Origin of the sequence: Gulosibacter hominis (assembly GCF_904842695.1) — a bacterium.
GTDB lineage: Bacteria > Actinomycetota > Actinomycetes > Actinomycetales > Microbacteriaceae > Gulosibacter > Gulosibacter hominis.
The window spans coordinates 122,508-145,599 of sequence record NZ_CAJGWQ010000002.1; the positions used below are offsets into that span (position 1 = coordinate 122,508).

The 23,092-nt window shown below is 64.0% G+C and carries 21 protein-coding genes; 18 read left to right on the plus strand and 3 right to left on the minus strand.

The genetic code is table 11. The features are described 5' to 3' along the window. Positions 1 to 3: 3 nt before the first annotated feature. Genes JMV54_RS02835 through JMV54_RS02845 form a run of 3 tightly spaced genes read left to right on the plus strand, consistent with a single transcriptional unit; the run spans position 4 to position 2,929 of the window. On the plus strand, positions 4 to 795 hold the full coding sequence (locus JMV54_RS02835; RefSeq protein WP_230972783.1) for a lysophospholipid acyltransferase family protein: 792 nt from the start codon (positions 4 to 6) through the stop codon (positions 793 to 795). Continuing rightward, on the plus strand, positions 792 to 1,832 hold the full coding sequence (locus tag JMV54_RS02840) for an NAD(P)H-dependent glycerol-3-phosphate dehydrogenase (protein WP_201517391.1): 1,041 nt from the start codon (positions 792 to 794) through the stop codon (positions 1,830 to 1,832). The genes JMV54_RS02835 and JMV54_RS02840 overlap by 4 nt, the downstream gene beginning before the upstream one ends. Further along, positions 1,829 to 2,929: a D-alanine--D-alanine ligase family protein gene (locus JMV54_RS02845; RefSeq protein ID WP_201517392.1), complete on the plus strand. Its 1,101-nt coding sequence runs from the start codon at positions 1,829 to 1,831 to the stop codon at positions 2,927 to 2,929. Before JMV54_RS02840 ends, JMV54_RS02845 begins: the two co-directional genes overlap by 4 nt. Here the strand turns inward: JMV54_RS02845 and JMV54_RS02850 are convergent. Then, entirely contained in the window at positions 2,926 to 3,474 is a 549-nt protein-coding gene (locus JMV54_RS02850) for a DUF3515 family protein (protein WP_230972784.1), read from the minus strand. The two genes, JMV54_RS02845 and JMV54_RS02850, sit on opposite strands and share 4 nt — an antisense overlap. Before the next feature lie 76 nt (positions 3,475 to 3,550). Here JMV54_RS02850 and JMV54_RS02855 point away from each other — a divergent pair, with 76 nt between their 5' ends. Continuing rightward, positions 3,551 to 4,594 carry a thiamine-phosphate kinase gene (locus JMV54_RS02855; protein WP_201517393.1) on the plus strand — a complete coding sequence of 348 codons (1,044 nt, stop codon included), beginning with the start codon at positions 3,551 to 3,553 and terminating at the stop codon, positions 4,592 to 4,594. 50 nt (positions 4,595 to 4,644) lie between these two features. Here JMV54_RS02855 and rsmD read toward each other — a convergent pair whose 3' ends face one another. After that, complete coding sequence (gene rsmD / locus JMV54_RS02860) at positions 4,645 to 5,214, minus strand: 16S rRNA (guanine(966)-N(2))-methyltransferase RsmD (protein WP_201517394.1); 570 nt, start codon at positions 5,212 to 5,214, stop codon at positions 4,645 to 4,647. Between the two features lie 23 nt (positions 5,215 to 5,237). Here rsmD and JMV54_RS02865 point away from each other — a divergent pair, with 23 nt between their 5' ends. The 13 genes from JMV54_RS02865 (at position 5,238) to JMV54_RS02925 (ending at position 18,354) form a co-directional block, all read left to right on the plus strand. After that, entirely contained in the window at positions 5,238 to 6,209 is a 972-nt protein-coding gene (locus JMV54_RS02865; RefSeq protein ID WP_201517395.1) for an AAA family ATPase, read from the plus strand. A 5-nt stretch (positions 6,210 to 6,214) separates the two neighbouring features. After that, complete coding sequence (locus JMV54_RS02870) at positions 6,215 to 7,432, plus strand: DUF58 domain-containing protein (protein WP_201517396.1); 1,218 nt, start codon at positions 6,215 to 6,217, stop codon at positions 7,430 to 7,432. Beyond that, positions 7,429 to 9,885 (plus strand): transglutaminase TgpA family protein, encoded by a 2,457-nt coding sequence (locus JMV54_RS02875; protein WP_201517397.1) that lies wholly within the window; start codon positions 7,429 to 7,431, stop codon positions 9,883 to 9,885. Before JMV54_RS02870 ends, JMV54_RS02875 begins: the two co-directional genes overlap by 4 nt. Then, a complete protein-coding gene (locus JMV54_RS02880) occupies positions 9,885 to 12,035 on the plus strand; it encodes an ATP-dependent DNA helicase RecG (RefSeq protein WP_201517398.1) in 2,151 nt (716 codons plus the stop codon). The genes JMV54_RS02875 and JMV54_RS02880 overlap by 1 nt, the downstream gene beginning before the upstream one ends. Positions 12,036 to 12,137: 102 nt before the next feature. Beyond that, positions 12,138 to 12,776, plus strand: a complete 639-nt coding sequence (locus tag JMV54_RS02885) for a copper resistance CopC family protein (protein WP_201517399.1) — start codon at positions 12,138 to 12,140, stop codon at positions 12,774 to 12,776. Beyond that, the gene (locus tag JMV54_RS02890; RefSeq protein WP_201517400.1) at positions 12,773 to 13,468 is read left to right on the plus strand and encodes a copper chaperone PCu(A)C; all 696 of its coding nucleotides are present in this window, start codon (positions 12,773 to 12,775) and stop codon (positions 13,466 to 13,468) included. Before JMV54_RS02885 ends, JMV54_RS02890 begins: the two co-directional genes overlap by 4 nt. Next, positions 13,469 to 14,719: a Dyp-type peroxidase gene (locus JMV54_RS02895; RefSeq protein WP_201517401.1), complete on the plus strand. Its 1,251-nt coding sequence runs from the start codon at positions 13,469 to 13,471 to the stop codon at positions 14,717 to 14,719. A gap of 65 nt (positions 14,720 to 14,784) precedes the next feature. After that, on the plus strand, positions 14,785 to 15,285 hold the full coding sequence (coaD, locus tag JMV54_RS02900) for a pantetheine-phosphate adenylyltransferase (protein ID WP_201517402.1): 501 nt from the start codon (positions 14,785 to 14,787) through the stop codon (positions 15,283 to 15,285). Between the two features lie 37 nt (positions 15,286 to 15,322). Continuing rightward, positions 15,323 to 15,862, plus strand: coding sequence for a YceD family protein (locus JMV54_RS02905; RefSeq protein ID WP_201517403.1), 540 nt, complete (start codon positions 15,323 to 15,325; stop codon positions 15,860 to 15,862). 235 nt (positions 15,863 to 16,097) lie between these two features. Then, positions 16,098 to 16,301 (plus strand): 50S ribosomal protein L32, encoded by a 204-nt coding sequence (rpmF, locus tag JMV54_RS02910; protein WP_201517404.1) that lies wholly within the window; start codon positions 16,098 to 16,100, stop codon positions 16,299 to 16,301. 3 nt (positions 16,302 to 16,304) lie between these two features. Further along, positions 16,305 to 17,042, plus strand: coding sequence for a ribonuclease III (gene rnc / locus JMV54_RS02915; protein ID WP_420842075.1), 738 nt, complete (start codon positions 16,305 to 16,307; stop codon positions 17,040 to 17,042). Between the two features lie 5 nt (positions 17,043 to 17,047). Then, complete coding sequence (gene mutM, locus JMV54_RS02920; protein ID WP_201517405.1) at positions 17,048 to 17,911, plus strand: bifunctional DNA-formamidopyrimidine glycosylase/DNA-(apurinic or apyrimidinic site) lyase; 864 nt, start codon at positions 17,048 to 17,050, stop codon at positions 17,909 to 17,911. A 104-nt stretch (positions 17,912 to 18,015) separates the two neighbouring features. Next, complete coding sequence (locus JMV54_RS02925) at positions 18,016 to 18,354, plus strand: hypothetical protein (RefSeq protein WP_201517406.1); 339 nt, start codon at positions 18,016 to 18,018, stop codon at positions 18,352 to 18,354. Positions 18,355 to 18,411: 57 nt separating this feature from the next. Here the strand turns inward: JMV54_RS02925 and JMV54_RS02930 are convergent, their stop codons facing one another. Then, complete coding sequence (locus JMV54_RS02930) at positions 18,412 to 19,170, minus strand: ABC transporter permease (protein WP_230972785.1); 759 nt, start codon at positions 19,168 to 19,170, stop codon at positions 18,412 to 18,414. A 137-nt stretch (positions 19,171 to 19,307) separates the two neighbouring features. Here JMV54_RS02930 and JMV54_RS02935 point away from each other — a divergent pair, with 137 nt between their 5' ends. Next, complete coding sequence (locus JMV54_RS02935) at positions 19,308 to 23,075, plus strand: AAA family ATPase (RefSeq protein WP_201517408.1); 3,768 nt, start codon at positions 19,308 to 19,310, stop codon at positions 23,073 to 23,075. Positions 23,076 to 23,092: the final 17 nt, after the last annotated feature.

A 23,092-nucleotide genomic window follows, 5' to 3' on the forward strand; every position in this document is an offset into this window, starting at 1 on the left:
GCTGTGGCACGCTGGTCTCCCGAAAAAAGCCGGCCGTCGTTTTTTTGGCTGATGGCGGGGCTGGGATGGTTACCGTCGACGCTGTTGTTCAAATACGACATTCAGGGTGAACTGCCGCGTACGGGGCCGTTCATCCTCACCCCCAACCACTACTCCGACATCGACCCGGTGGTGGTTGGTTTTGGGGTTTGGAAGCTCGGCCGGGCACCGCGATTTATGGCGAAGGCTTCGCTGTTCAAAATTCCGGTGGTGGGCTGGTTCCTGCGTCGTAGCGGTCAAATCCCGGTGGAGCGTGGCCGCGGGCACGGAAACAGTAAACGGGCTGCGCTCGAGGCAGCCCAGACGCTCGTCGAACACGGCCGCGGCGTGATTGTGTATCCCGAGGGCACGCTCACTCGCGAACCGAACGGTTGGCCGATGCGCGGTAAGTCGGGCGCGATTCGGCTTGCGCTCGCGGGTGATATTCCGATCATTCCCGTGGCAACCACTGGCGCTGACCGACTGGTGCCGCGCTTCCAAAAAAAGTTTCGCTTTCGGCTGCGCACGCCCATCGTGATGCGGGTTGGTGAACCAATTTCGGTGCGCGAACTGGTGGGCGAGCGCGACGATCGTGCCACTATCGATGCGGCCACGGCGCAGGTCATGCGCGAAATCACCAAGCTGCTGGAACAAATCCGGGGCGAAACCGCACCCGCCGAACTGTACGATCCGGTGCGCTATGGCCAGACCGAGTTCGGTATGCCCACGGCCGACCCGAAGCGGTCGGAAATTCAGCGCGATGGAGATGTGAAGTGACCGAGTGGTATCCGACGACCGGGGCGATCTCGCTTCCGCCACGCGGACGAGTCGCCGTGATTGGTGGCGGTAACTGGGGCACAACCTTCGCCAAGATCATCGCCGACGGCGGTAACGATGTCACCCTCGCGGTGCGCCGCCCCGAGCTTGCCGATGAGATCAATGATGCGCATCGCAACACTGCATATCTGCCCGGCGTGAATCTTCCCGAACGCATCCGAGCGACGGCGGATGTGGCCGAAGCGGTGGCCGCTGCCGAGCTGATTTTTCTTTCGGTTCCGGCACAGTCGGCGCGCGAAAATCTTGAGGGATTCAAGAGTCATTTGGGTGCGGATGCATCCATTATTTCGCTCATGAAGGGCGTGGAACGCTCGACCGGCAAACGGATGAGCGAGGTCATTATGGAGGTGGCTGGCCTGCCAGCCGACCGGGTGGCGGTGGCCTCGGGACCAAATATCGCCCTCGAAATCGCCCGCGAAGAGCCCACCGCAATCGTGGTGGCCTCAGCTTCGCAGCAGCTGGCGGTGAAGGTGGCACAGCTTGCCCGCAACTCGTATCTGCGCACCTTCGTAAACGCAGACGTGGTGGGCACCGAATTTGGTGGGGTGCTCAAAAACCTCATCGCTATCGCCACCGGTATCGCCGACGGCGTTGGTTTTGGTGAAAACACCAAGGCCGCGATTATGACCCGCGGCCTGGCTGAAATCACCGACTTCGCGGTGGCGATGGGAGCGCAGCGCGACACCATGATGGGGTTGGCGGGCCTTGGCGATCTCATCGCCACCTGTATGTCGCCACTTTCACGAAACTTTACGGCGGGCCGGTTGCTCGGGCAGGGATACAGCTACAGTGACGTAACCAGCCGGATGGCGCAGACCGCGGAAGGTTTGCGATCGGTGCACTCGATTCTGCTGATTGCGCAGCAGCACTCGGTGCCAATGCCGATCGTCACCCAGATTGCGGCCGTGCTCGAGGGGCAGATGCATCCGGCCGACTTGGCCCCACACCTCGCTACTGAAACAGGAGATCGGGAATGACCGCAACGAACCGCCGCACGGTGCTTGTTCTGTTCGGGGGACGATCAAGCGAACACACCATTTCGTGTGCCACCGCCGCCGGGGTGCTGGGCGCGATCGATCGCGAAAAATTTGATGTCATTCCGGTGGGCATCACCCGCGAGGGTGCCTGGGTGCTCGAATCAGACGATCCCGCGAAATTCCAGCTCAACCCCGAACGAATGCCCGAGGTGCTCGACAACGGCACCCGCGTGCTGCTGCCCGACAGCGTCGGTAGCCGCGAGCTGCGGGTGGTTCGCGACAACACAGTTGCACCACTTGCCCAGGTGGATGTGGTGTTGCCGCTCATCCACGGCCCCTACGGCGAGGACGGCACCCTGCAGGGCATGCTCGCGATGACCAGCCTGCCGTTTGTGGGTTCGGGCGTGCTCGCATCGGCGGCGGGGATGGACAAGCACTACACCAAGCTATTGCTGGCCGCCGCGGGGCTGAGGGTAGCCGGCGGCATCACCGTGTTTGCAGAGCAGTGGCGGGATGCACGTGATTCGGTTGCCCAGCAGATTGCCGAACTGGGGTGGCCGGTTTTTGTTAAACCGGCTCGTGCTGGATCATCAGTTGGCGTGAGCAAAGTTGCGGATGCATCCGGGCTTGACGAGGCGATGCGGGTGGCATTCGCCGAGGACGATCACGTACTGGTAGAAGAATCAATCACCGGCCGCGAGATCGAGATCGCGGTGCTCGGTGGCCGCCGCGGTGAACCGGCGCGCGCATCCGTTGCCGGCGAGATCGTGATGCAGGGGGCAGAGTTTTACGACTTTGCTGCCAAATACCTCGACGACAGTGCGGTGCGACTCGATTGCCCGGCAAAACTGAGCGATGACGAGCTTGCCAGCGCGCAGCAGTTGGCCGTGCGCGCCTTTGATGCGCTTGGCTGCGAGGGCCTAGCCCGGGTTGATTTTTTTCTCGACGAGCAGGGTTTTCTCGTGAACGAGGTCAACACCCTGCCCGGATTCACTCCGATTTCGATGTTCCCCAAGTGTTGGGGCGCATCCGGGCTGCCCTATGACGAGCTCATTACCGAACTCATCGAGGTGGCAATCAGCCGCGCTGCCGGCTAGCGAGGCTGGTCGGTGCCTGCCGGTTCTGTGCCTGCCGGTTCGGGGACGCTGGTCTCACCGAGCACATCCTCGGCTCCCACACAGCCACCGGTTTTCGGCAGGTAGCTCGCGGGGGTGGTGATGCCGGTGAGCACTTCACCGGATGCTTTGGTGGTGTCGATAACCACCTCGAGCGCCGGTGTGCGGCCGTAGGTCGTGTAGATATAGACCTCGTTATCGGTGGTGCGCTCAACCCAGTCGATGCCGTTGATGCTGATGCAGCGATCAGTGGTCGGCTCGGGCGTGGGCACCCCGCACCGCAGCAGTACGGCCGCCGGTTTACCGTAGGCCGAGGTTGCCTGCGCATTGGTGCTGCGCTTGGGAAGCCCGTTGAGGTTCATCGGCAGCCGCACCATCGTCTCGGCACAGGCCGGATCGGCCGCATCCTGCGCAGCCTCCATGGGTACTGTCGGGCCGGTGGGCGCATTACATCCGGTGAGCGAAGCTGCAACCAGCAGCACACCCACCCCCACGCTGAGTCCGCGGGCCATGACACCTCTACGCATACCGAACCAGTGTAGTCGCCGGCAGCGAGCACAGCACCGTCAGCCGGGCGGCCCCTGGCGACGGTAACGTAGCCGCATGACCGCACAGCCGCACCGCGCCGCATCCGGGGATATATCTGGCACCGCTGGCGCATCCGCGAACCGCACCGAAATCGAGTCGCTCACTGTCGCCCAGGCGGGGGAGCGGCGCGTGCTCGCCGAAATTTTGTCGCGCATCCCCACCGGCACGCCACTACTCGGCCCCGGTGACGATGCCGCAATTGTGGCCGCACCCGACGGCCGCTTTGCGGTGACGGTCGACACCATGATTGAGGGCCCCGATTTTCGTCGCGAATGGTCGACGGCGCGGCAGCTCGGCAGCAAGGCCGTCACCACAAACCTGTCGGATATTGCCGCGATGGGCGCGGTGCCGAGCGCGCTGGTAATCGCGCTCGCGGTGCCGCGCGACACTCGAGTTTCGTGGGTTGCCGAGTTCGCGGATGGCGTTACCGCACAGCTGCGGCGGCTCGCACCCGGTTGCGGGGTCGTCGGCGGAGATCTGGCAACAGCCGAACACATCACGATCTCGGTGACCGCATTCGGTGACCTGCAGGGGCGCGACCCAATCACCAGGTCGGGGGCGCGTCCCGGCGATCAGATTGCGGTGGCCGGAACACTCGGTCGTGCTGCGGCCGGATTGCATCTGCTGTTCCGCGGAGAAGCCGACCCGCTGACTGCCATCCAGCTGGCACCCGAATCGCCCATCTCCGCCGGAGTTACGGCCGCGCTCGCGGGCGCTACCGCGATGATGGATCTTTCGGACGGGCTGCTGCTCGACGGCGACCGGATGGCGGCAGCCTCGGGTGTGGCACTCGATTTCAGCCGCGAACTGCTGCACACCGATATCGCCCCGCTTGCCGAGCGTTTTGGTCTCGAGCTGGCCGAACAATTCGTGCTCGGCGGCGGTGAAGATCACTCACTGCTGGCAACTTTTGCGGGCGATGCCGAACTACCGCGGCCATTTCGTCGCATCGGCACAGTTCGCCCCATCGACACAGTTCGCCAGGGATGCGGCACCCTCGTTGACGGCGAGCCTGCCGACCCTGCGGGTTGGGACCCGTTTGTTGGGGTGACTACCTAGCCGGAAGCGCATCCGGCGTCACGGCCCAGTCGAAAGCAGAGCCGGCGGAGCTAATTGTTCGCGTTCGCCTGCACCTCAAGAAAGAACAGCACCGTCTCGCCGTAGCTGCGCTGACGCCACAGCGTGAGCCCGGCCGGCAGTGTGAACTCGCCCGAGCGCGCATCCCGTTCGACCACCACCAGCGCATCCGGCGACAGCAGTGGCAGAAGCAGTTCGAGATCATCGGTGACCGCGGCATTGTCGAGCTCATAGGGCGGGTCAATAAACACGAGGTCGAACTCGCCCGCGGCCGCCCGCAAAAAATGCTGCACCGATTCGGCTGCCATCCGTGCCGGCGCGTTTATCCGCTGCTGCACCGCCGCGATATTTGCGCGCAGGGCTTCAACCGCCTGCCGCGAACGCTCCACCACCACCAGCGACTCGGCACCGCGCGAAAGCGCCTCAAGCCCGAGCGCGCCAGAGCCGGCATACAGGTCGAGCACGCGAGCATCCTCGAATTCAAAACTCGCTTCCAGCCCTGAAAAAAGCGCCTCACGCACCTTGTCGCTGGTGGGACGTGTGCCACGGGCAGGTACCCGTAACCGGGTCATGGCTGCGGCGCCCGCAATGATTCGAGTCATGGCTCGATCGTAAGATGGACAGCATGACGACGCATCCCGACGCCCCGGCCGCGCTGTTTGACCTGATTACTCGCTACCGCGAGGCAGTCGAACAGGTAATCATCGGCAAGGCCGATCGAGTGCAATTGGCAATCACCGTGCTGCTTGCCGGTGGGCACCTGCTGCTCGAAGACGTGCCCGGTGTTGGTAAAACCGTGTTGGCCAAGACCCTGGCGCGGGCAATGGCCGCGGATGTAAACCGCATCCAATTCACCCCCGACATGTTGCCGAGCGATGTCACCGGCGTGGCGATCTACAACCAGCGCAACAACGAATTTGAGTTTCAGCCGGGCCCGGTTTTTGCCAACATCGTGATTGGTGACGAAATTAACCGTGCCTCGCCCAAAACCCAGTCGGCCCTGCTGGAATGCATGGAAGAACGGCAAGTCTCGGTGGACGGTGTCACCCACCGGCTACCGGAACCGTTCACAGTGTTTGCCACGCAAAACCCGTCTGAGATGGAGGGCACCTATCCGCTGCCCGAGGCACAGCGCGACCGCTTCATGGCCCGCGTGTCGATGGGGTATCCCGACCGCGGTGCCGAACTCGCCATGCTCGAGGGCCGCGACCGGGTCGACCCGCTCGCGCAGCTGCAGCCGGTGGTGAGCGCGGCACAGATCCGCGAGGCAATCAGCCAGGTGCAGGGTATTTTTGTTGCCGGCAGCGTGAAGCAGTACATCGTTGATTTGGCCCGAGCCACCCGCGAACACGAAGCGGTGCGAGTTGGGGTGAGCCCGCGCGCCACCCTGCACCTGCTGCGGGCGGGGAAAGCATCGGCGGCGGTGGCCGGTCGCAACTATGTGGTGCCCGACGATATTCGCAATTTGCTGGTGCCGGTGTTTGCACACCGCCTGGTGCTCGGCACCCGTGGTGGGCGTGCCGCCAGCTCGTTTGCGGATGCGGCGCGCGTGCTCGAACAGATCGCCCGGCAGGTGCCCGCACCTACGGGAGCGTAGCGGCAGTGGGGGCCGAAACCCGACTGCGCCTCACCCGCCGCGGGTGGGGGCTGCTCATTGGCGGCGTGGTGCTCGCGCTGGTGGCAGATCTGCTCAAACATGAGCCCCTGCGGTACTGCGGCGTGGTCATCGCCGCCGTACCCGTGGTGGTGTACCTGCTCGGCATGGTTTTTCCACCGCGGTTGACGATCACCCGGACCGTCTATCCCGCGACAGTTTCGGCCGGTGACCGGCTGCGCGTGGTTGTTGAGGTGCAAAACCAGTCGGTGGTGCCGCTTCCGGCGGCCGCGTATGCCGACACCATCACCGGTGCGCAGGCTCGCTCGGTGGGCGGCGTGTTGCGGGCAATCGGGAGCCGGTTGCATCCTCGTGAAGGGCGTCGTCGCAGCCGCATCGCCTACGGGCTCAGCGAACTGCGCCGGGGTATCCAAACCGTAGGGCCGCTCTATCTGGAACACATTGACGGGCTCGGCATAACCCGCCGGGTGAGCGAACTTGGCGACGCCCAAACGATTGAGGTTTGGCCGAGCATCCGCGATGTTGCCGCGCTCGAAATTCCGGCTCAGCGGGAGGGTATTGAAACCGAGGTGGCGCTCGGCCATGCCGGTGAAGCCGATGATGTGATGACTCGTGAATATCGGCGCGGTGATGCCATGCGTCGGGTGCACTGGCGCGCCACCGCGCGCGTGGGCGAATTGCAGGTGCGGCAAGAAGAACACCACAGTGAAACAGTCGCTCGGGTGCTACTCGACACCGCACCAGGTGCCGATGAAGCAGCTTTCGAGCTGGCGGTTTCGGTTGCCGCATCGGTGCATCAGCGGTTGCACGATCTCGGCTACGACACCGAAGTGTTCACCACCCATCCCGCCGAAGATATTGAGGGCGCAACCCTCGACCAGATCCGCACCCCGGCAGCCACGCCGCTGGATGAGGTGATGCGCCGCTACATGCTGGTGCAGCCCGCGGGCCCAGACGCTGAAGCTCTGCCCGCACTGCCGCCAAAACAGACTCCGGTGGTGTACGTGGGGATCGTGCGAGACCAACCCGCAGCCACCGAGCTGCTCGAACTTGCCGCCGGTGCCGGTAGCGCCGTAGCGGTGCTCATTCGTTCGGCCGCAAATGCATCCCTCGCCGCTCGTGAAGCCGCTCGGTTCGATCATGCCGGCTGGCGAGTGGTGGCGATGGATGCATCCGCCCGCGACCCCTGGCAGGTGCGACCATGAGCGCCTTGACCATGCTGCATCCGCGTCGCAGCCCGCTGCTGCGCGACCGCGCTGTCGAAGCTGCGGCCCGCGGGTCGTGGCCGCTGGCGATGACCCTGACCGCGCTCATCGCCGCCTCAGCAGCGTTGCTTACCCCCATCACCTCGACGCCGGAGTGGCTCGTGCCGGCGGTGCTGAGTTCGGCCGCGGTGCTGCTTGTGGCGCAGCTGGTGCGTCAGCTCACCGCGTCGGTTGGCTGGTCGGCGCTCGCCGCCTACACCACTGTGCTCATCACGCTGCTGATCGCGGCACAACCGGCATCGCCGCTGGGTGCATTCACCGCCGTGATTGAACGAGTGGTCGAATTTGTGCAGCAGCTGGCGAGTGACCTGCCACCGCTACAAAATTCGCCCGCGGTGACCTTTGTGGCGGTCGTGCTCGTCCAGCTTGTTACGGTGCTGGTCGACCTGTGTGCCTTTGCGCTGCGCGCTCCACTCACCGCGATCATCCCGATGCTGGTGTTTCCAGCGCTCAACCTCGCCGCCGGTCGCCCCGCCGCGCCGCTGGAGGCGTGGCTTGCCGTGCTCGCACTCATTCTGGTGCTGCTGTACGTTTCGGCGCGTTGGGCGCGAGCCTGCGAAGATCAGGCCCGTTCCGAGCTCGGCTATGCGGCCGACCGGCGGGGCGCCGGCGGCCTGTTTGCGGGGGCAACCTCGGCGCTGGCGGCACTTATGGCCGGGTCGCTCGTTGCCGTGCTGCTCCCGCCTGCTTCCGGGCTGTGGTGGGATGCGGTTGCGCCAACCACCTCGCTGGCCACCAACCGCGTCAACCCCATCATCGACCTGGGTGATGACCTGCGCCGCGGTAAGCCGGTGACAATGCTGAGCTATGCCACCTCGCAAACCGAGGGCACGCTGCCGTATTTGTCGCTCGTTTCGCTCAGTGATTTCCACGACGGCGCCGAGTGGCGTCCGCGCGAGTTTGCGGCCGATAGCTCGCTCCCCACCGAACAGCCGGTGTCGCCGCCGCGAAACCTCGAGTCGGGTGAGTGGAACCGCGGCGTGGAAGAGAACGTCAACATCATCCTCAAGCCCGGTGTTTCGGCATACCTGCCGCATTTCACCGCTGTCGACAGCTATGCCGAAGTGTCGGGCGACTATCGGCGCGATGAAACAACCGGTGATGTGCGCCAGGCTGATGGTGAGTCGCTGCAGCAGTCGTATTACGTGAGCACGGCGCCATTGCGCCCGAGCGACGAGGAACTCGCGTCGATTTCGGCCGAGTACCCGCAGGCACTCGACTTCTATCTTGAGCTGCCCGACGAAGATCGGCTCAGCAATATTCGCGCAGCGATCAATGAGGTCGTCGACCCGGGTACATCCCCGTACACCCAGGCGCTGCAATTGCAGCAGTGGTTTACCGGCGGCGCGTTCGACTATTCCGAGCGGGCTCCCGTATCGGGCGGCTATGACGGCACGAGTGTCGCGGTTATTGACCGTTTTCTTGAGATGCGCAGTGGCTATTGCGTGCATTTTGCCAGTTCGATGGCGGTTATGGGGCGGATGCTCGGCATCCCCACGCGCATCCAGGTGGGCTTCACGCCCGGCTCTCAAACGAGCGTGAACTCGGTGGGGCAGTCGGTGTTTGAAGTGACCAGTGACGATTTGCACGCCTGGGCGGAGTTCTGGGTGCCCGGATACGGTTGGGTGCCGTTTGAAACCACGCCGGCATCAGGCCTCGGAGAAATCCCGGCGCCGCAGCCCGGCACCACCGACGAGGCTGAAACCGAAGCCAACCCGACGGTTGCCCCGCCGACCCCAACGCCCACACCGACACCGACACCCACGCCGACTCCCAGCGAAACGACCGCTCCCTCCGATACCCCCGAGACCGATGCTGTCGACAGCCGCTCAGACCGGGGCGCAGCTATAGCGGCATGGCTGCCGATTGCGGCTGCGGTACTGGTCGTTGCGGCGGCTGTGGTGGTGGCCCTGCGGCTGCCGGGATGGTTGCGGCAGCGGCAACGACGTATTCGACTCGATCGGGTGCGTGCTGGTGCCAGCGGTGCGATGACCGGCGCTGATGCAGAATTGCACGCGGCGGCAGCCGCCTGGCGAGAGATTCGGGCCACGGCAATTGACCACGGCTTCACGCTGCGACCCGGCACAATCGGCACCGAACGCGGCCAGCTATTGCGACAGTTGCAGCGCGGTGAAACGTCACTATCGGATGCGCAATTGCAGTCGGTGCGCGCGGCACTGCAGCGAGTAACCGCGGTGTGGGATCACGCCGCATTTGCGCAGCCGGACGCTGCGGCACGCTATCCCACCGAGGCGGATGTGCGCACAGTGTGTGAGGCGATTGCCCAGGTGTGCGCACCCGCGCAGCGCCGACGAGCGCAGCGTCGCCCGGCCTCGCTGCGGGCCGCGAACGCGCGGCGTCGCACCGGTGGGCGCATCCGGCGGAGAAAATGATGACCGGCGAGGTTGAAACTCCGCTGGCGCTGCCACTGCGGCAGGTGCTTGATGAAAAAGCCGCGAAACGACTCGAACGCGCGCTTTCGGTGCAGACCGTGGCCGAGCTACTCGCACACCTACCGCGCCGCTATGCCAAGCGTGGTGAGCGCACCCGCATTGCCGACCTGGTGGAAGACGAGTACGCCACGGTGGTGGCCACGGTCATCAGTTGCGAATCGAACCCGATGCGTAATCGGCGCGGGTCGCTCACCAGGGCGGTGATTGGTGACGGTCACGACACGCTGCAGCTGACATTTTTTAACCAGCCGTGGCGAGCAAACGAACTCGTTCCGGGTGCCGTTGGCATGTTCAGCGGCAAAGTTGGCCGCTACGGAACGAATCTGCAGCTTACCCAGCCTGATTATCGCCTGCTGGCAGATGATGAGGATGCGGTGGCGGCGGCTGCCGATTGGGGCGCCGGCCGGCTGCTGCCGATCTATCCTGCGACCGCAAAATTGCGCACCTGGGATATTGCCGAGCAGGTGCAGTTGGTGTTGGAGCGGGTGCCGGAGTTGCCCGATCCGGTGCCCGAGCGGTTGCGTCACGAGCGCGGTGAACTGAGTTTTGATGCGGCGGTGCGGGCGATTCATCAGCCTGCGAATGAGCAGCAGGTGGTGGCAGCACAGCAGTCGCTGCGATTTACCGAAGCCCTTGAGCTGCAGACCGTAATTGCGCAGCAGCGCGCCAGCACTCGCGCACGGGTGGCCACGGCGCGAATTCGTGCGAGCGATGGCTTGACCGCTCGGTTTGATGCCGCGCTGCCCTTTGCGCTCACCGGTGATCAGCAGCGGGTGGGCGAGACGATCGCTCACGACCTGGCGGCGGATGCGCCGATGTATCGGATGCTGCAGGGCGAGGTTGGATCGGGCAAGACTCTGGTGGCGGTGCGGGCGATGCTGCAGGTGGCCGAAAGCGGTGGGCAGTCGGCGCTACTTGCCCCCACCGAGGTGCTTGCCGGGCAACATCTGCGGTCGATTCAGCACACCCTCGGCCCCGAACTCACGCGGCAGCTGGGAGTGCGGTTACTCACCGGATCGCTGGGGCGGCGTGAGCGGCAGCGCACGATGCTCGACCTGGTTACCGGTGACGCAAAAATTGTGGTGGGTACGCACGCGCTGCTCAGCGAGGGGGTTGAGTTCGCGGATCTTGGCCTGGTGGTGGTGGATGAGCAGCACCGCTTTGGTGTTGAACAGCGCGAGATGCTGCGCCGAAAGGGTGGCGCCGCCGATCCGCACACGCTGGTGCTCACCGCAACTCCGATCCCACGTACGGTGGCGATGACGGTGTTCGGTGATCTTGAAGTGTCGACGCTGCGTGAGCTGCCGGCCGGGCGCGGCGAGATCGAGTCGTTTGTCGTGGCCACGAGCGAGCATCCGGGTTGGCTTGGCCGAGTGTGGCAGCGCACCGCTGAAGAAATTGGCCGAGGCCGGCAGGCCTTTGTGGTGTGCCCGGCGATTGATCCGGCTGAGGTGCGTGCTGAAGCGGGTGAGGGGCGGCCGATTGCCAATGTGGTGGAGGTGCTCGAGTATTTGCAGCGGCTGCCGGAGTTTGCCAGGATGCGGTTGGCACCTTTGCACGGTGCGATGGATGCGGCCGAAAAAGATGCGATGATGCGTGAGTTTGCAGCGGGGGATATTGACCTGCTGGTTGCCACCACCGTGATTGAGGTGGGCGTGAATGTGCCCAATGCGAGCGTCATGGTGGTGCTGGATGCCGATCGGTTTGGGGTGTCGCAGCTGCACCAGTTGCGCGGCCGCGTTGGTCGGGGCGAACACTCGGGGCTGGCGCTGCTGGTTACCGGCGCGCCGCCCGGATCGCTCGCGCGTGAGCGGCTAGACGCGGTGGCGGCAACGCTTGATGGGTTTGTGCTTGCCGAGCGTGATTTGGAGCTGCGCAGCGAGGGGGATGTGCTCGGCACCGCGCAATCGGGCGGCGCTTCTTCGCTGCGGCTGCTGCGGGTGACTCGCGATACCGACATCATTGCGGCCGCACGCGCCGAGGCTGAACGTATCGTTGCGGCCGATCCGACGCTGGCGGAGCATCCGGCGTTGCGGGATGCGGTGGCTCGATTGGGTTCGGGGGAGCGAGAACACCTGCAGATGGGGTGACCGGCGATGGATCGGTGAGATGATGGAGCAATGGCCTGATCTTGCTGCCGGTTCGTTGGAGGGAAATTGCCCGTATCTACTACATGTAGTAGAGTTACTCGCATGCTGTTGGAGCGATGGGATCATGCTGCAACGCGTGTCTCCCGCGCGATCGCCGCAGTGATCGCCACCGTCATGCTCACAATCGCATTCGCAATCACCGCGGCCCCGCCCGCATCCGCCCACGACTGGCTCATCCACTCAGATCCGGCCGACGGTGTCTCACTCGACGCTGCACCGGAGCAAATAACGATGTCGTTTTCGGGGAACATCCTCGAACTAGGCACCGAGCTGGCACTACTTGACGCTGAAACCGGTGAGTACCTCGAGCTGCCGGAGCAGCCGAGTGTTGCTGAAGGTACTGTCACGCAGCCACTGGTGCCGCTTGATCAGGGTGCGTACGTGCTGAACTGGCGCGTGGTCTCGGAAGACGGGCACCCCGTATCCGGTGCAATCCATTTCGCCATCGGCACTGAGGTCATCACCGAGGTGCCGCGGGCCGCTGCCACCGGGGACGAAATGGAGTCGAACGCCGGGCCCATGATGGGTCTGCTGATCGGCGCCGGAATCGTAGTGGCGGCGATTGTGGTGTTTGTGATCGTGCGGGCCTCGCGCCACAGCAAAACGGCCGATGACACCGCTTCGGCCGATTCGGTGACCATCGCTCAAACGAGTGAAACCAATGAGGAGCAATCCAAATGAAACTGCCTGTGCGTGCAACCCGTGCATTCGCTATCTCGGCCGCAATCGTCGCATCCCTCGCCCTCACCGGCTGTGGTGCCCAGGGTGCTGAGCCCGAGAACTCGGCCGCAGCCGCCGATGTGGTTGAAGCGGGCCCCATCAGCGTGACCGATCCCTGGATCAAGGCCGTCGACATCGACAAGAACGACCACGGGATGACCGGTGCCTTCGGCACGATTAAGAACAACACCGACGCCGAGGTCAACATTGTCGGTGCCAAGGCAGAAGTTGCCGGCATGGTCGAACTGCACGAAACCATCGTCGAGGCTGATGGCTCGAGCATGATGCAGGAGACCGAGGGCGGTTTTAAGATTCCCGCTGGTGGCACCCTCGAACTCAAGCCCGGCGACAACCACATCATGCTGATGCACCTGCAGAAGTCGCTCATGCCCGGCGATGAGGTGAAGATCACCATTGAATTTGCTGACGACACCACCGCCGATATCACCTTCGAAGTGAAGGAGTACACCGGTGGTAAGGAGACCTACGCACCCGACGGGTCGATGGGGAACAACCCGCACGGCGGTATGGACCACAGCGGACACGGTGACCACGGTGACATGGACCACGGTGACCACGGCGACGATGCCGACCAAGAGGGCGGAATCAACCACGACGGTCACGACGAAATGGGTGAGGAGACTGGTCACTAAGTGACTAAACGGCAGAGAACGGATGCGGCCGCGCAGCAGAACTCGGGAGTTCGCCGACGCGATGTGCTCGTGGGCGCCGCCGGTATCGGCGTCGGTGCGGTAGCCACGCTCGGCGCGGCTGCCGCAGTGCAGGCGGCAACCGCCGAGCCTGCGGAATTCGGGCGCTCTCGCACGAGCACCGCGGGCAGGCATCAAGCCGGCCTCGACCGGCCCCGCGCGCACGGAGTGTTCATCGGCGTTGATTTGGCACCCGAGGTTGGCCGCGACCGCATCCGCTCCCTGCTGAAAATTCTCAGCGACGACGCCTATCGATTGATGGCGGGCAACCCGCCGGTGGGCGATCAAGAACCCTCAATGGCAGAGGCGCCCGCCAACCTCGCCATCACCTTTGGTTTTGGTCCGGGACTGGTTGATCGCGTTGCGCCCGACCGCAAACCCGAGTGGCTGGCGCCGTTGCCAAAATTTTCGATCGACCGGCTCGAAGACCGCTGGAGCCACGGCGACCTGCTGATCCTGGTGGCGGGCGACGACCCCCTCACCGTGGCGCACGCCCAGCGCATGATGCTGAAAGACGTGCGCGCCTATTCGACCATTCGCTGGCAACAAACCGGCTTCCGCAACGCGCACCAAAGCCTGCCGGAAGGAACCACCCAGCGAAACCTGTTTGGGCAGCTCGACGGCACCGTGAATGCTGCCGCCGACACCGACGAATATGACCGCCTGGTGTGGATCAATGACCAGACCGGGCCGAAATGGCTCGTGGGCGGCACCAGCTTCGTGTTGCGTCGCATCCATATGAATTTGGAAACCTGGGATGAGGTTGATCTGCCGGGCCGCGAAGCATCCATTGGTCGCCGCCTCGACACTGGCGCACCACTTACCGGTGTCAACGAACACGATGAGCCCGACTTCAACGCCCGCACCTCGGTGGGATTCACGGTGATTAACCCCATGAGTCACGTTCGCCGGGCGCGTCCAGACGACCCGAATATTCGGATCGTGCGCCACACCTACAACTACGATCACCCCGTCTCGGGCGTCGGTGGTATGGGTGCCGAGGTGTCCGACTCCGGGCTGCTGTTCGGTTCGCTGCAGGCCGACCCGCTCAAACAATTTGTGCCGATTCAGCAGCGCCTCGACGAGGGTGACCTGCTGAACACCTGGACGGTGCCGGTGGGTTCGGCCGTGTTTGCCATTCCGCCAGCAGCTTCGGCTGGAGGATTCATTGGCGACACGCTCTTTGAAGCGTAAAAATAGTTGTGGCTGACCAACTACATCCTGGTGATACTCGGGAAATCACAAATAGCATGGCAGCCATGAGCAAAATCGCTGTCGTACCCGGATCCTTCGATCCGATCACTCTGGGGCATCTGGACGTCATCATGCGCGCCGCAAACGTCTTTGACGAGGTGCATGTGCTGGTGGTACACAACCCCGACAAATCGGCGATGTTGCCAATTGCCCGCCGCGTCGACCTCATCGAGCGCGTGATCGCGATGGGTGTGCCGCGCGACAATGTCATCGTGCGCTCGTGGAGCATGGGGTTGTTGGTCGACTACTGCACCGATGTGGGCGCCAATGTCATCGTGAAGGGGATCCGTTCGGCCGCCGATGTCGATTATGAGACGCCGATGGCGATCGTAAACCGGCACCTCGGCCGCATTGAGACCATGTTCATGATGCCCAACCCGCAGCACGCCCACGTATCGAGTTCGCTGGTGCGCCAGGTCGCCGGCCTCGGCGGCGATGTCTCGCCATATGTGCCGCCGGTGGTGGCCGAGTTTTTGCAGGGCGAGAGCGATCCGAACGCCGCCTAGTCGATCGGCGCGCGCCGCCGCTGCGTAGACTTGGGGCATGGCAACCTCTCCTTATGTTGTAAATGTGGCCACGCTGCTTGGCCGCCCCGGAGCCATGGAAGAGCTCACCCTCGAATTCGCGGTGCCCGAACGCATCGGTGAGGGGATGCTCTACCTTGATGCCGGCACGCAGCTGACGATCGAACTGCGCATTGAGATCCTCGTCGACGGCGTGCTCGCAACCGCCCAGTGCACCAGCACGCTCGTGGGGGAGTGCAGTCGCTGCCTGCAGCCGCTCAAACAAGAGTGGAGCGGACAGATCACTGAACTTTTCGGGCTTGATGAACAGGATGAATCCCTCGACTATTTCGTGCGCAATGACGAAATTGATCTCGAGGGTCCGCTGCGCGACACACTCGTGCTCGAACTTCCCTTCCAGCCGCTGTGTAAAGAAGACTGTCTCGGGCTCAGCCCCAATGACGGCACGCCGCTGGTTGAACCGCTGCCAGAGGTCGAAGCAGAGGTGGATCCGCGCTGGGCAAAGCTGCAGGAGCTGCTCGGATCGGATGCGCTCGCGGACGATAGTCGCGAAAAATAGCTCGCGGCCGCAAACCCGGGTCGCGCGCGACGAGGTTCTCGCGTAAGATTGAGGGCTGTGCCGGGCGCAAATGTGTTGAAGGTGCGATTGGGATTATCGATCCGCTGATCCGCATCCGGCCGAGCGCGTGCGAAAACGCACCGCGCCGCCGCAGCCCACACCTGGACGGCGAAGTCAGATAGCCGCCAGCAGACAGACTCGGTAGTGACCGAAAATTTAGAACAGGAATCAAACAATGCCAGTGCCCAAGCGCAAGCTCAGCCGCTCAAACACCCGCTCGCGTCGTTCGCAGTGGAAGGCAACCGCCCCGACCCTCGTGAAGACCGTCGAAAACGGCAAGGTGACCTACAGCCTTCCGCACCGCGCCAAGCTCGTTGAGGACGCCGCCGGCAACCCCTCGCACTACGAGTACAAGGGCCGCAAGATCGCGGACGCCTAATCGGTGGTGAAACACTCAGTAACTCCCGACCCCGAGGTGGCCCCGTCAGCAAAACTGGCGGAGGCACTCGGGGTCGAGTTCATTCCCGAACTGCTGCAACAGGCGCTCACGCACTCGTCATACGGCTACGAGCACGGGGTGGCTGATTACGAGCGGCTCGAGTTTTTGGGTGATGCGGTGCTGAGCCTGGCAGTGGCTGCCATGCTTTATCGCGCCCACCCAGAGCTTTCAGAGGGTGACCTGTCGCGCCGTCACCACGCGCTGGTGTCGGCCGTCTCGCTCGCCGAGATTGCTCGCGGGCTCGACCTGGGCGACTATTTGTACCTCGGTAAGAGTGAGCGAATCACCGGTGGTCGGGATAAAGATTCAATTCTGGCCGACGCCGTGGAAGCGATTATTGGTGCCGCGTATCTTTCATGCGGTCACGAAGTGGCGGATGCGCTGGTGCTGCGGCTGGTGGAGCCGCTTAAAGATGATGCCAACCGTTTTGGCGCGGCAATTGACCCAAAAACGGCGCTCGAAGAGGCGCTTGCCGAGCGCGGTGGCGGTACACAGCATTTCACGGTGACCGGCACCGGCCCCGACCACAATCGGGTGTTCACCGCGCGGCTGGAAGTGCGCCGTGGTGACACCGTGGTGTTGCGCACCACCGGTGTGGCCACGACCAAGAAGCAGGCCGAATTGGCCGCGGCACTTGACGCCTGGCACGAGGTGACCGGAACCGAGCGCCGCAAGCGGTAGCCGGTATGCCCGAGCTTCCCGAAGTTGAGGTGGTGCGGCGCGGCCTTGAGCGCTTTGTGACCGACTCCACGGTGACCGCCGTCGAGGTGCTCGACGAGCGGGCGCTGAAACGGCATCGCGGCGATGCACTCGATTTTGTTGACGGCCTTGAGCGGCAGGTCTTGCTGGCCCCGCAGCGGCGCGGCAAATTTTTATGGCTGCCGCTGGCGGATGCCGATGCGCCCACTCGCGTGCTGATGACACATCTGGGAATGAGTGGGCAGCTGCTGATTCAACCGGTTGGCGCCACCGACGAACGGCAGCTGTGCATCCGATTGCGGCTGGTGACGCCGGCCGGCGACGAACACGAACTGCGATTTGTTGACCAGCGCCGGTTCGGGTCGCTGGCAATCGACTCGCTGACAGCATCCGGTACACCATCGCAGGTGGCGCATATTGCCCGCGATCCGCTCGATCCCGAGTTCGATGCCGCCGCGACAGCCGCCCGCTTGCGGCGCGGGCGCCGCGCGATCAAGGCGGTGCTGCTGGATCAGTCGGTGGTGTCGGGCGTCGGCAATATTTATGCCGATGAGGCGCTGTGGGCGGCGCGCCTGCACTGGGCGCAGCCGGCGAATACGGTTTCGACACGCAAAGCGGGGGAGCTGCTGCGCGAAGTGCGCGCAGTGTTTGAGCGGGCGCTTGTCGAGGGCGGCACCTCGTTTGATTCGCTCTACGTGAACGTCAACGGCGAATCAGGGTATTTCAGCCGCAGCCTGCACGCCTATGGTCGAGCCGGTGAGCCCTGTGATCGCTGCGGACGGTTGCTGCTGCGCGAGTCGTTTGCGAACCGGTCATCGTTCCGCTGCCCGCGCTGTCAGCGTCTGCGCTGATCGAGTAGCACAGTGCATATTTTGCTGGCTATCGGCTGCGGGATGCACGCGGCTAGTCCTACTGCATGATGCAATTCGGGTTGCGGCTCACTACGCTCATGAATATGCGAACGCAAGCGAATGTGGGTCGACGGCTGCTAGGCGCCGCAGCCGTCGCCGCGTTTGCAACGGCAGTGCTGTCTGGATGCGTGCTCGCACCCGTGGTTTCGACCGTTCTTGAACCCGAAGACAACCCCGCGGGCTCCGCACAGCACAACAGCACCCCCGCGATGGACGGAGCGCGAGACCCACGCCCCAGTGTGAAGGCCGAACTCGACCAGCCCGATCGGGCCGGCGCCCCCGACGGTGCGTCAGATGATGCGGCGCGCGATGACGACTCGGCGCGGTCGCGCGAAAACTCCATTTTTGGCCCGCCGCGCTCAAGCCCCCGGCACCACGGGTGACCGTGCGGATCGAACTGCCGCACGAGAGTTGATCCCAGCTGCTCCCGCCGAAATCGCCTAAGCGGCGCTTTGCTCGGGTACCGGTAGCTGCTGTGGCGAGCCGAGCTGCTCGGTGACGAGCGCCGCGGTGATGGCGCTCGAAAGCATGATGGTGGAAAGCACGACGATCTGAAACAGGCCCGCCTCAACCGGGCTCGCACCCGCGAACACGGCGCCGGTAAAGGCTCCGGGCAACACCACCAGTCCGGTTGTTTTTGACTGGTCAATATTTGGCGTTGTCGCCAGCCGAACAGCTTCGGCACGAAAACGGGCCGTGGCAAAGCGCATGGTTGCGCCAAGCGCCAACCAACCGAAAATTTCATCCCGATGATCAACCAACTGTTCGCGCATCCGTTTTGCCGACAGTGTGGCAACGCTCATCGAGTTGCCGATTACGATGCCGCCGATTGCCAGCAAATACTGGGCGCCGAACTCCACCGCGCCGGTAGCGAACGCAACGAGCACTCCGACGGTGGCTCCGCTGAGTATTGACAGCAGCACCGCTCGTAGCACGGTGCGGTCGAACCCGATACTGCGGGTAGAGGTGAGCGCGGCCACCACCAGCATCACAACAAGCCACAGCAGCACCCACCACACGCTCGTGATCATGAACTGCAAAATGACCACGAGTGCCGCCAGCTGGACGGCCGCGCGCAAAATCGCGGTGAGCGGAGCGAAGCCGTGCCGTGACCGGGCCTGCCACAGCAGCCAGGTCGCTACGGCGGCCATCAGGATGCAGACCGCGACGATGCGGGTGATATTGAGCCAGTCGGTCAACGCCATCCTTTCGTGTGCTCGCGCTCTCAGCGTACTCCTCGGCTGCGGCCCGTTGACGCCGCAGACTGTCGCCTCGCCGGTAAACTCAGGGGAGCGCATCCGCGTGACAAACAACGACAAACACTAAGGGTTTAGGTATGCACCTCAAGAGCCTGACGCTCAAGGGGTTTAAGTCGTTCGCGAAACCCACCACGCTCGAGTTTGAACCGGGCGTCACCTGTGTTGTCGGCCCGAACGGTTCGGGCAAATCAAACGTTGTGGATGCGCTCGCCTGGGTGATGGGTGAACAGGGCGCAAAAACACTGCGCGGCGGCAAAATGGAAGACGTCATTTTTGCCGGAACCGCCACTCGTGGTCCGCTTGGCCGCGCCGAAGTGTCGCTGACCATCGATAACAGCGACGGTGCGCTGCCGATCGACTACACCGAGGTGACCATTCGACGCACCATGTTCCGTTCGGGTGGCAGCGAATACGCCATTAATGGCCAGCAGGTGCGGCTGCTCGACGTACAAGAACTATTGAGCGATTCGGGTCTTGGCCGCGAAATGCACGTAATCGTCGGTCAGGGTCGGCTCGACAGTGTGCTGCACGCCAGCCCCGAAGACCGGCGCGGTTTCATCGAAGAGGCCGCCGGGATTTTGAAACATCGCCGCCGCAAAGAAAAAACCGTGCGCAAACTCGAGGGTATGGAACAAAACCTGCAGCGGCTGCGCGATTTGGTGACCGAGGTGCGGCGCCAGCTGAAACCGCTGGGGCGGCAGGCCGAGGTGGCGCGGCGAGCGCAGGGAATCGCGGCAATTGTGCGCGATGCGAAGGCTCGACTGATGGCCGACGAGGTGGTGACGCTGCGCGCGCAATTGCGGGATGCGAATAGCACCGAACAGGCGCGCTCGACCGAACGCATGGTGCTCGGTGAAAAACTCGACCGTGCCCTGCTGCGCATCGAGCACCTGCAGGCCGCGCAGCGCGGCGATGCGGTGGATCAGGCGCGGCGCGTTGCCTTCGACCTCGAAAGTGTTCGCGAGCGGCTCCACAACCTGCAATTGCTTGCCGGTCAGCGTGAGTCGATGCTGCAAACCCGACTCGACGAACCGGCACTGCAGGTGACGGTGAGCGCACAGCAGCTGGCCGATGCTCGCACCGAAATCGAGCAGCTGCAGCAACGCACTGCGGCGGCCGAGCAGGCGTGGCAGCAGACGCAGCTCGACACCCAGCGAGCGCGCACCGAACTCGACGAACTCGACCGCGAGATCGCGGCACAATCAGCACTGCTTTCGCAGCACGACCTCAAACGAAGCGAACTGCAGGGCAAATCGGATGCGGCTGCCAGCAGGCTCGCCGCCGTGCGCGGTGAGGTGCTGCGGGGCGAAAACATGCGCCGCTCAGCAGCCGAACGACTCGAAGCTGCCGAACGAGAGCTGGCCGAGGTCGAATCGGACACCGCCGCCGGTGAGGCCGACTCATCCGGTCTCGATGATGCCTACGAACAGGCACAGGACGAGGTGCGCGACGAACAGCAGACGGTAGATGAGCTGCGCGACAAACTGCACGAATTTGAACGCGAACGCGACGCGCTCGATGCCCGCGCCACCGCCCTGGCACTGGCCGCCGAGGTAAATGATGGCGCCGAAGCACTCCTGGCCGCGCATCCCGACGGTATTGCGGGCCGTGTGAGCGACCACCTGCGCGTCACGGCGGGATACGAAACCGCTGTGGCCGCAGCGCTCGGCGGGTTTGCTGACGCGCTGCTGGCGACGGGAGCTGACCAGCTGTATTCGCTCGCGGATGCGGCGACCTCACTCGGCCAGGTGCAATTGGTTGCCGAGTTGACCGCTACGGGTCGAGATTCGGCTGTAGTGGGGATGCTCGACCAGCTCGAACAGGTGCTCGGTGAGCGGCCGGTGGCGGCGAGCGAGCGGGTCTCGGGCGTGCCAGCGGCAGAACGGATGCTTGCGGCCACGGTGTTCGTGACCGAGCTGCCGGATGCGCAGCGAGCAGCCAGCGCGTTTGAATTGCTGCCGGCTGCGGCACAGATCGTGACGCTGCGCGGTGATGTGCTCACCGCATCCACCCTGACCACCTCGGGTGTGGCCGCCGATGAAGAACCCGGTGCGAGCCGGATTGCACTGGTGGCAGAACGCGAGCGGGCCACCAGCGAGCTGGCGCAGGTGCGTGCCGAGGCCGACCGCATTGCCCTGCAACTGGCGGATCGGCGTGCGGCACTGGCGGCCGCGAAAGCGCGTGCCGAATCGGCACTGAGCGACCTGCGCGGGTTTGATGCTGAGCTCGCGAAACGGCGCGAGGCCCTCAACCGGGCCCGGGCCCGGGTGGAATCGGCACGGGGTGAGCTCGAACGGGCCGAAAAATCGTATCGGCTCGCATCCGGGAATGTTGACGAGGCTGAAACAAAAGCCGAGCAGGCAAAACAGGCACTGGCGATCCACGAACAGCAGCCGCGGCCAATGCTTGATGCTTCGCGTCGCGATGAGTTCGCGAACGCCGTCGAGCGCTGCCGTGAAGCGGAGGTTGAGGCGCGGCTGGCTCTCGAGACGCTGCGTGAGCGGATGCGCTCAGAGCAGCTGCGGGTGACCGAGCTGCAGCACAAACGTGCCGCTGAGCAGGAAGCCGCCGATCGGGCCGCTCGCGAGCAGGTGGTGCGCCGCGCTGAGCTGGCGCGCACGCAGCGGGTGTTGGCAGCCATCCCGCCGCTGTTGGCATCGCTGGAGCGCAGCGTGACCGAGGCGCGAAACGAGCTCGCGGCCGCCGAGCGCGCCCGTGAAGCACAGGATCTCGAATTGCGTGAGCTGCGTGATGAAGAGGCCCAGCTGCGCAAGCGGGTGCAGGAAATCACCGAGGATGTGCACGCACTCGAACTGCAGATTTACGAACGCAAACTGCAGCTTTCAAACCTGCTTGAACGCGCCGCGAGCGAGCTCTCACTGCCCGAAGCCGTGCTGGTTGCCGAGTACGGGCCCGATCAGCCGGTGCCGCGTGACGATGCCGCGGTTTCCGAGGCGGCAGCGCAGCGAGCCGCGATCAGAGCGCAGGCTGAGGCAACGAAACAGGTGGCGGTGCAGCTGGCGGCAGACGCGGCGACGATTGCGGGCAAACCTGCGCCGAGCATCGAAACTGAAGGTGATGGTGCGGTCGACACCGAAGCCACCGGTGACGAGACTGCCGAAACCGAGCCCACTGCATCCGAGCCCGATGCATCCATCAATATCGAGATCGAAACCGTACCGTTCGATCGCGCTGAACAGCAGGCCCGGCTCAAGCGCGCCGAACGTGAAATGCAGCAGCTTGGCCGCATCAACCCGCTGGCGCTCGAGGAGTTTTCGGCACTCGAGCAGCGGCATGCCTATTTGCAGGAACAGCTCGATGATCTGCTGCGCACCCGAACCGATCTGATGAAAATTGTTTCTGACATCGACAATCGGATGCAGGAAGTGTTCGCGGCCGCATTTGACGACACCCGGGCGGCGTTCCACGAGGTGTTTCCCACGCTCTTTCCTGGCGGTGCCGGCGATATTCGACTCACCGACCCCGACAATCTGTTGACCACCGGTATTGAGGTGGCGGTTCGTCCGGCGGGCAAAAAGATCGACAAACTCTCGCTGCTTTCGGGCGGTGAACGCTCGCTTGCCGCGGTGGCGCTGCTGGTGGCAATTTTTAAGGCCCGCCCCAGCCCCTTTTACATAATGGATGAGGTTGAGGCTGCCCTTGACGATGCCAACCTGGGGCGGTTGCTCGAGGTGTTTGCCGATCTGCGCGAGTCGAGCCAGCTGATCATCATCACCCACCAAAAACGCACGATGGAAATTGCGGACGCGCTCTACGGGGTGTCGATGCATCGTGACGGTATTTCGACCGTTGTCGGGCAACGCATCCGCGACCTCACCGAATAGTTCGGCGGCCGACTCGG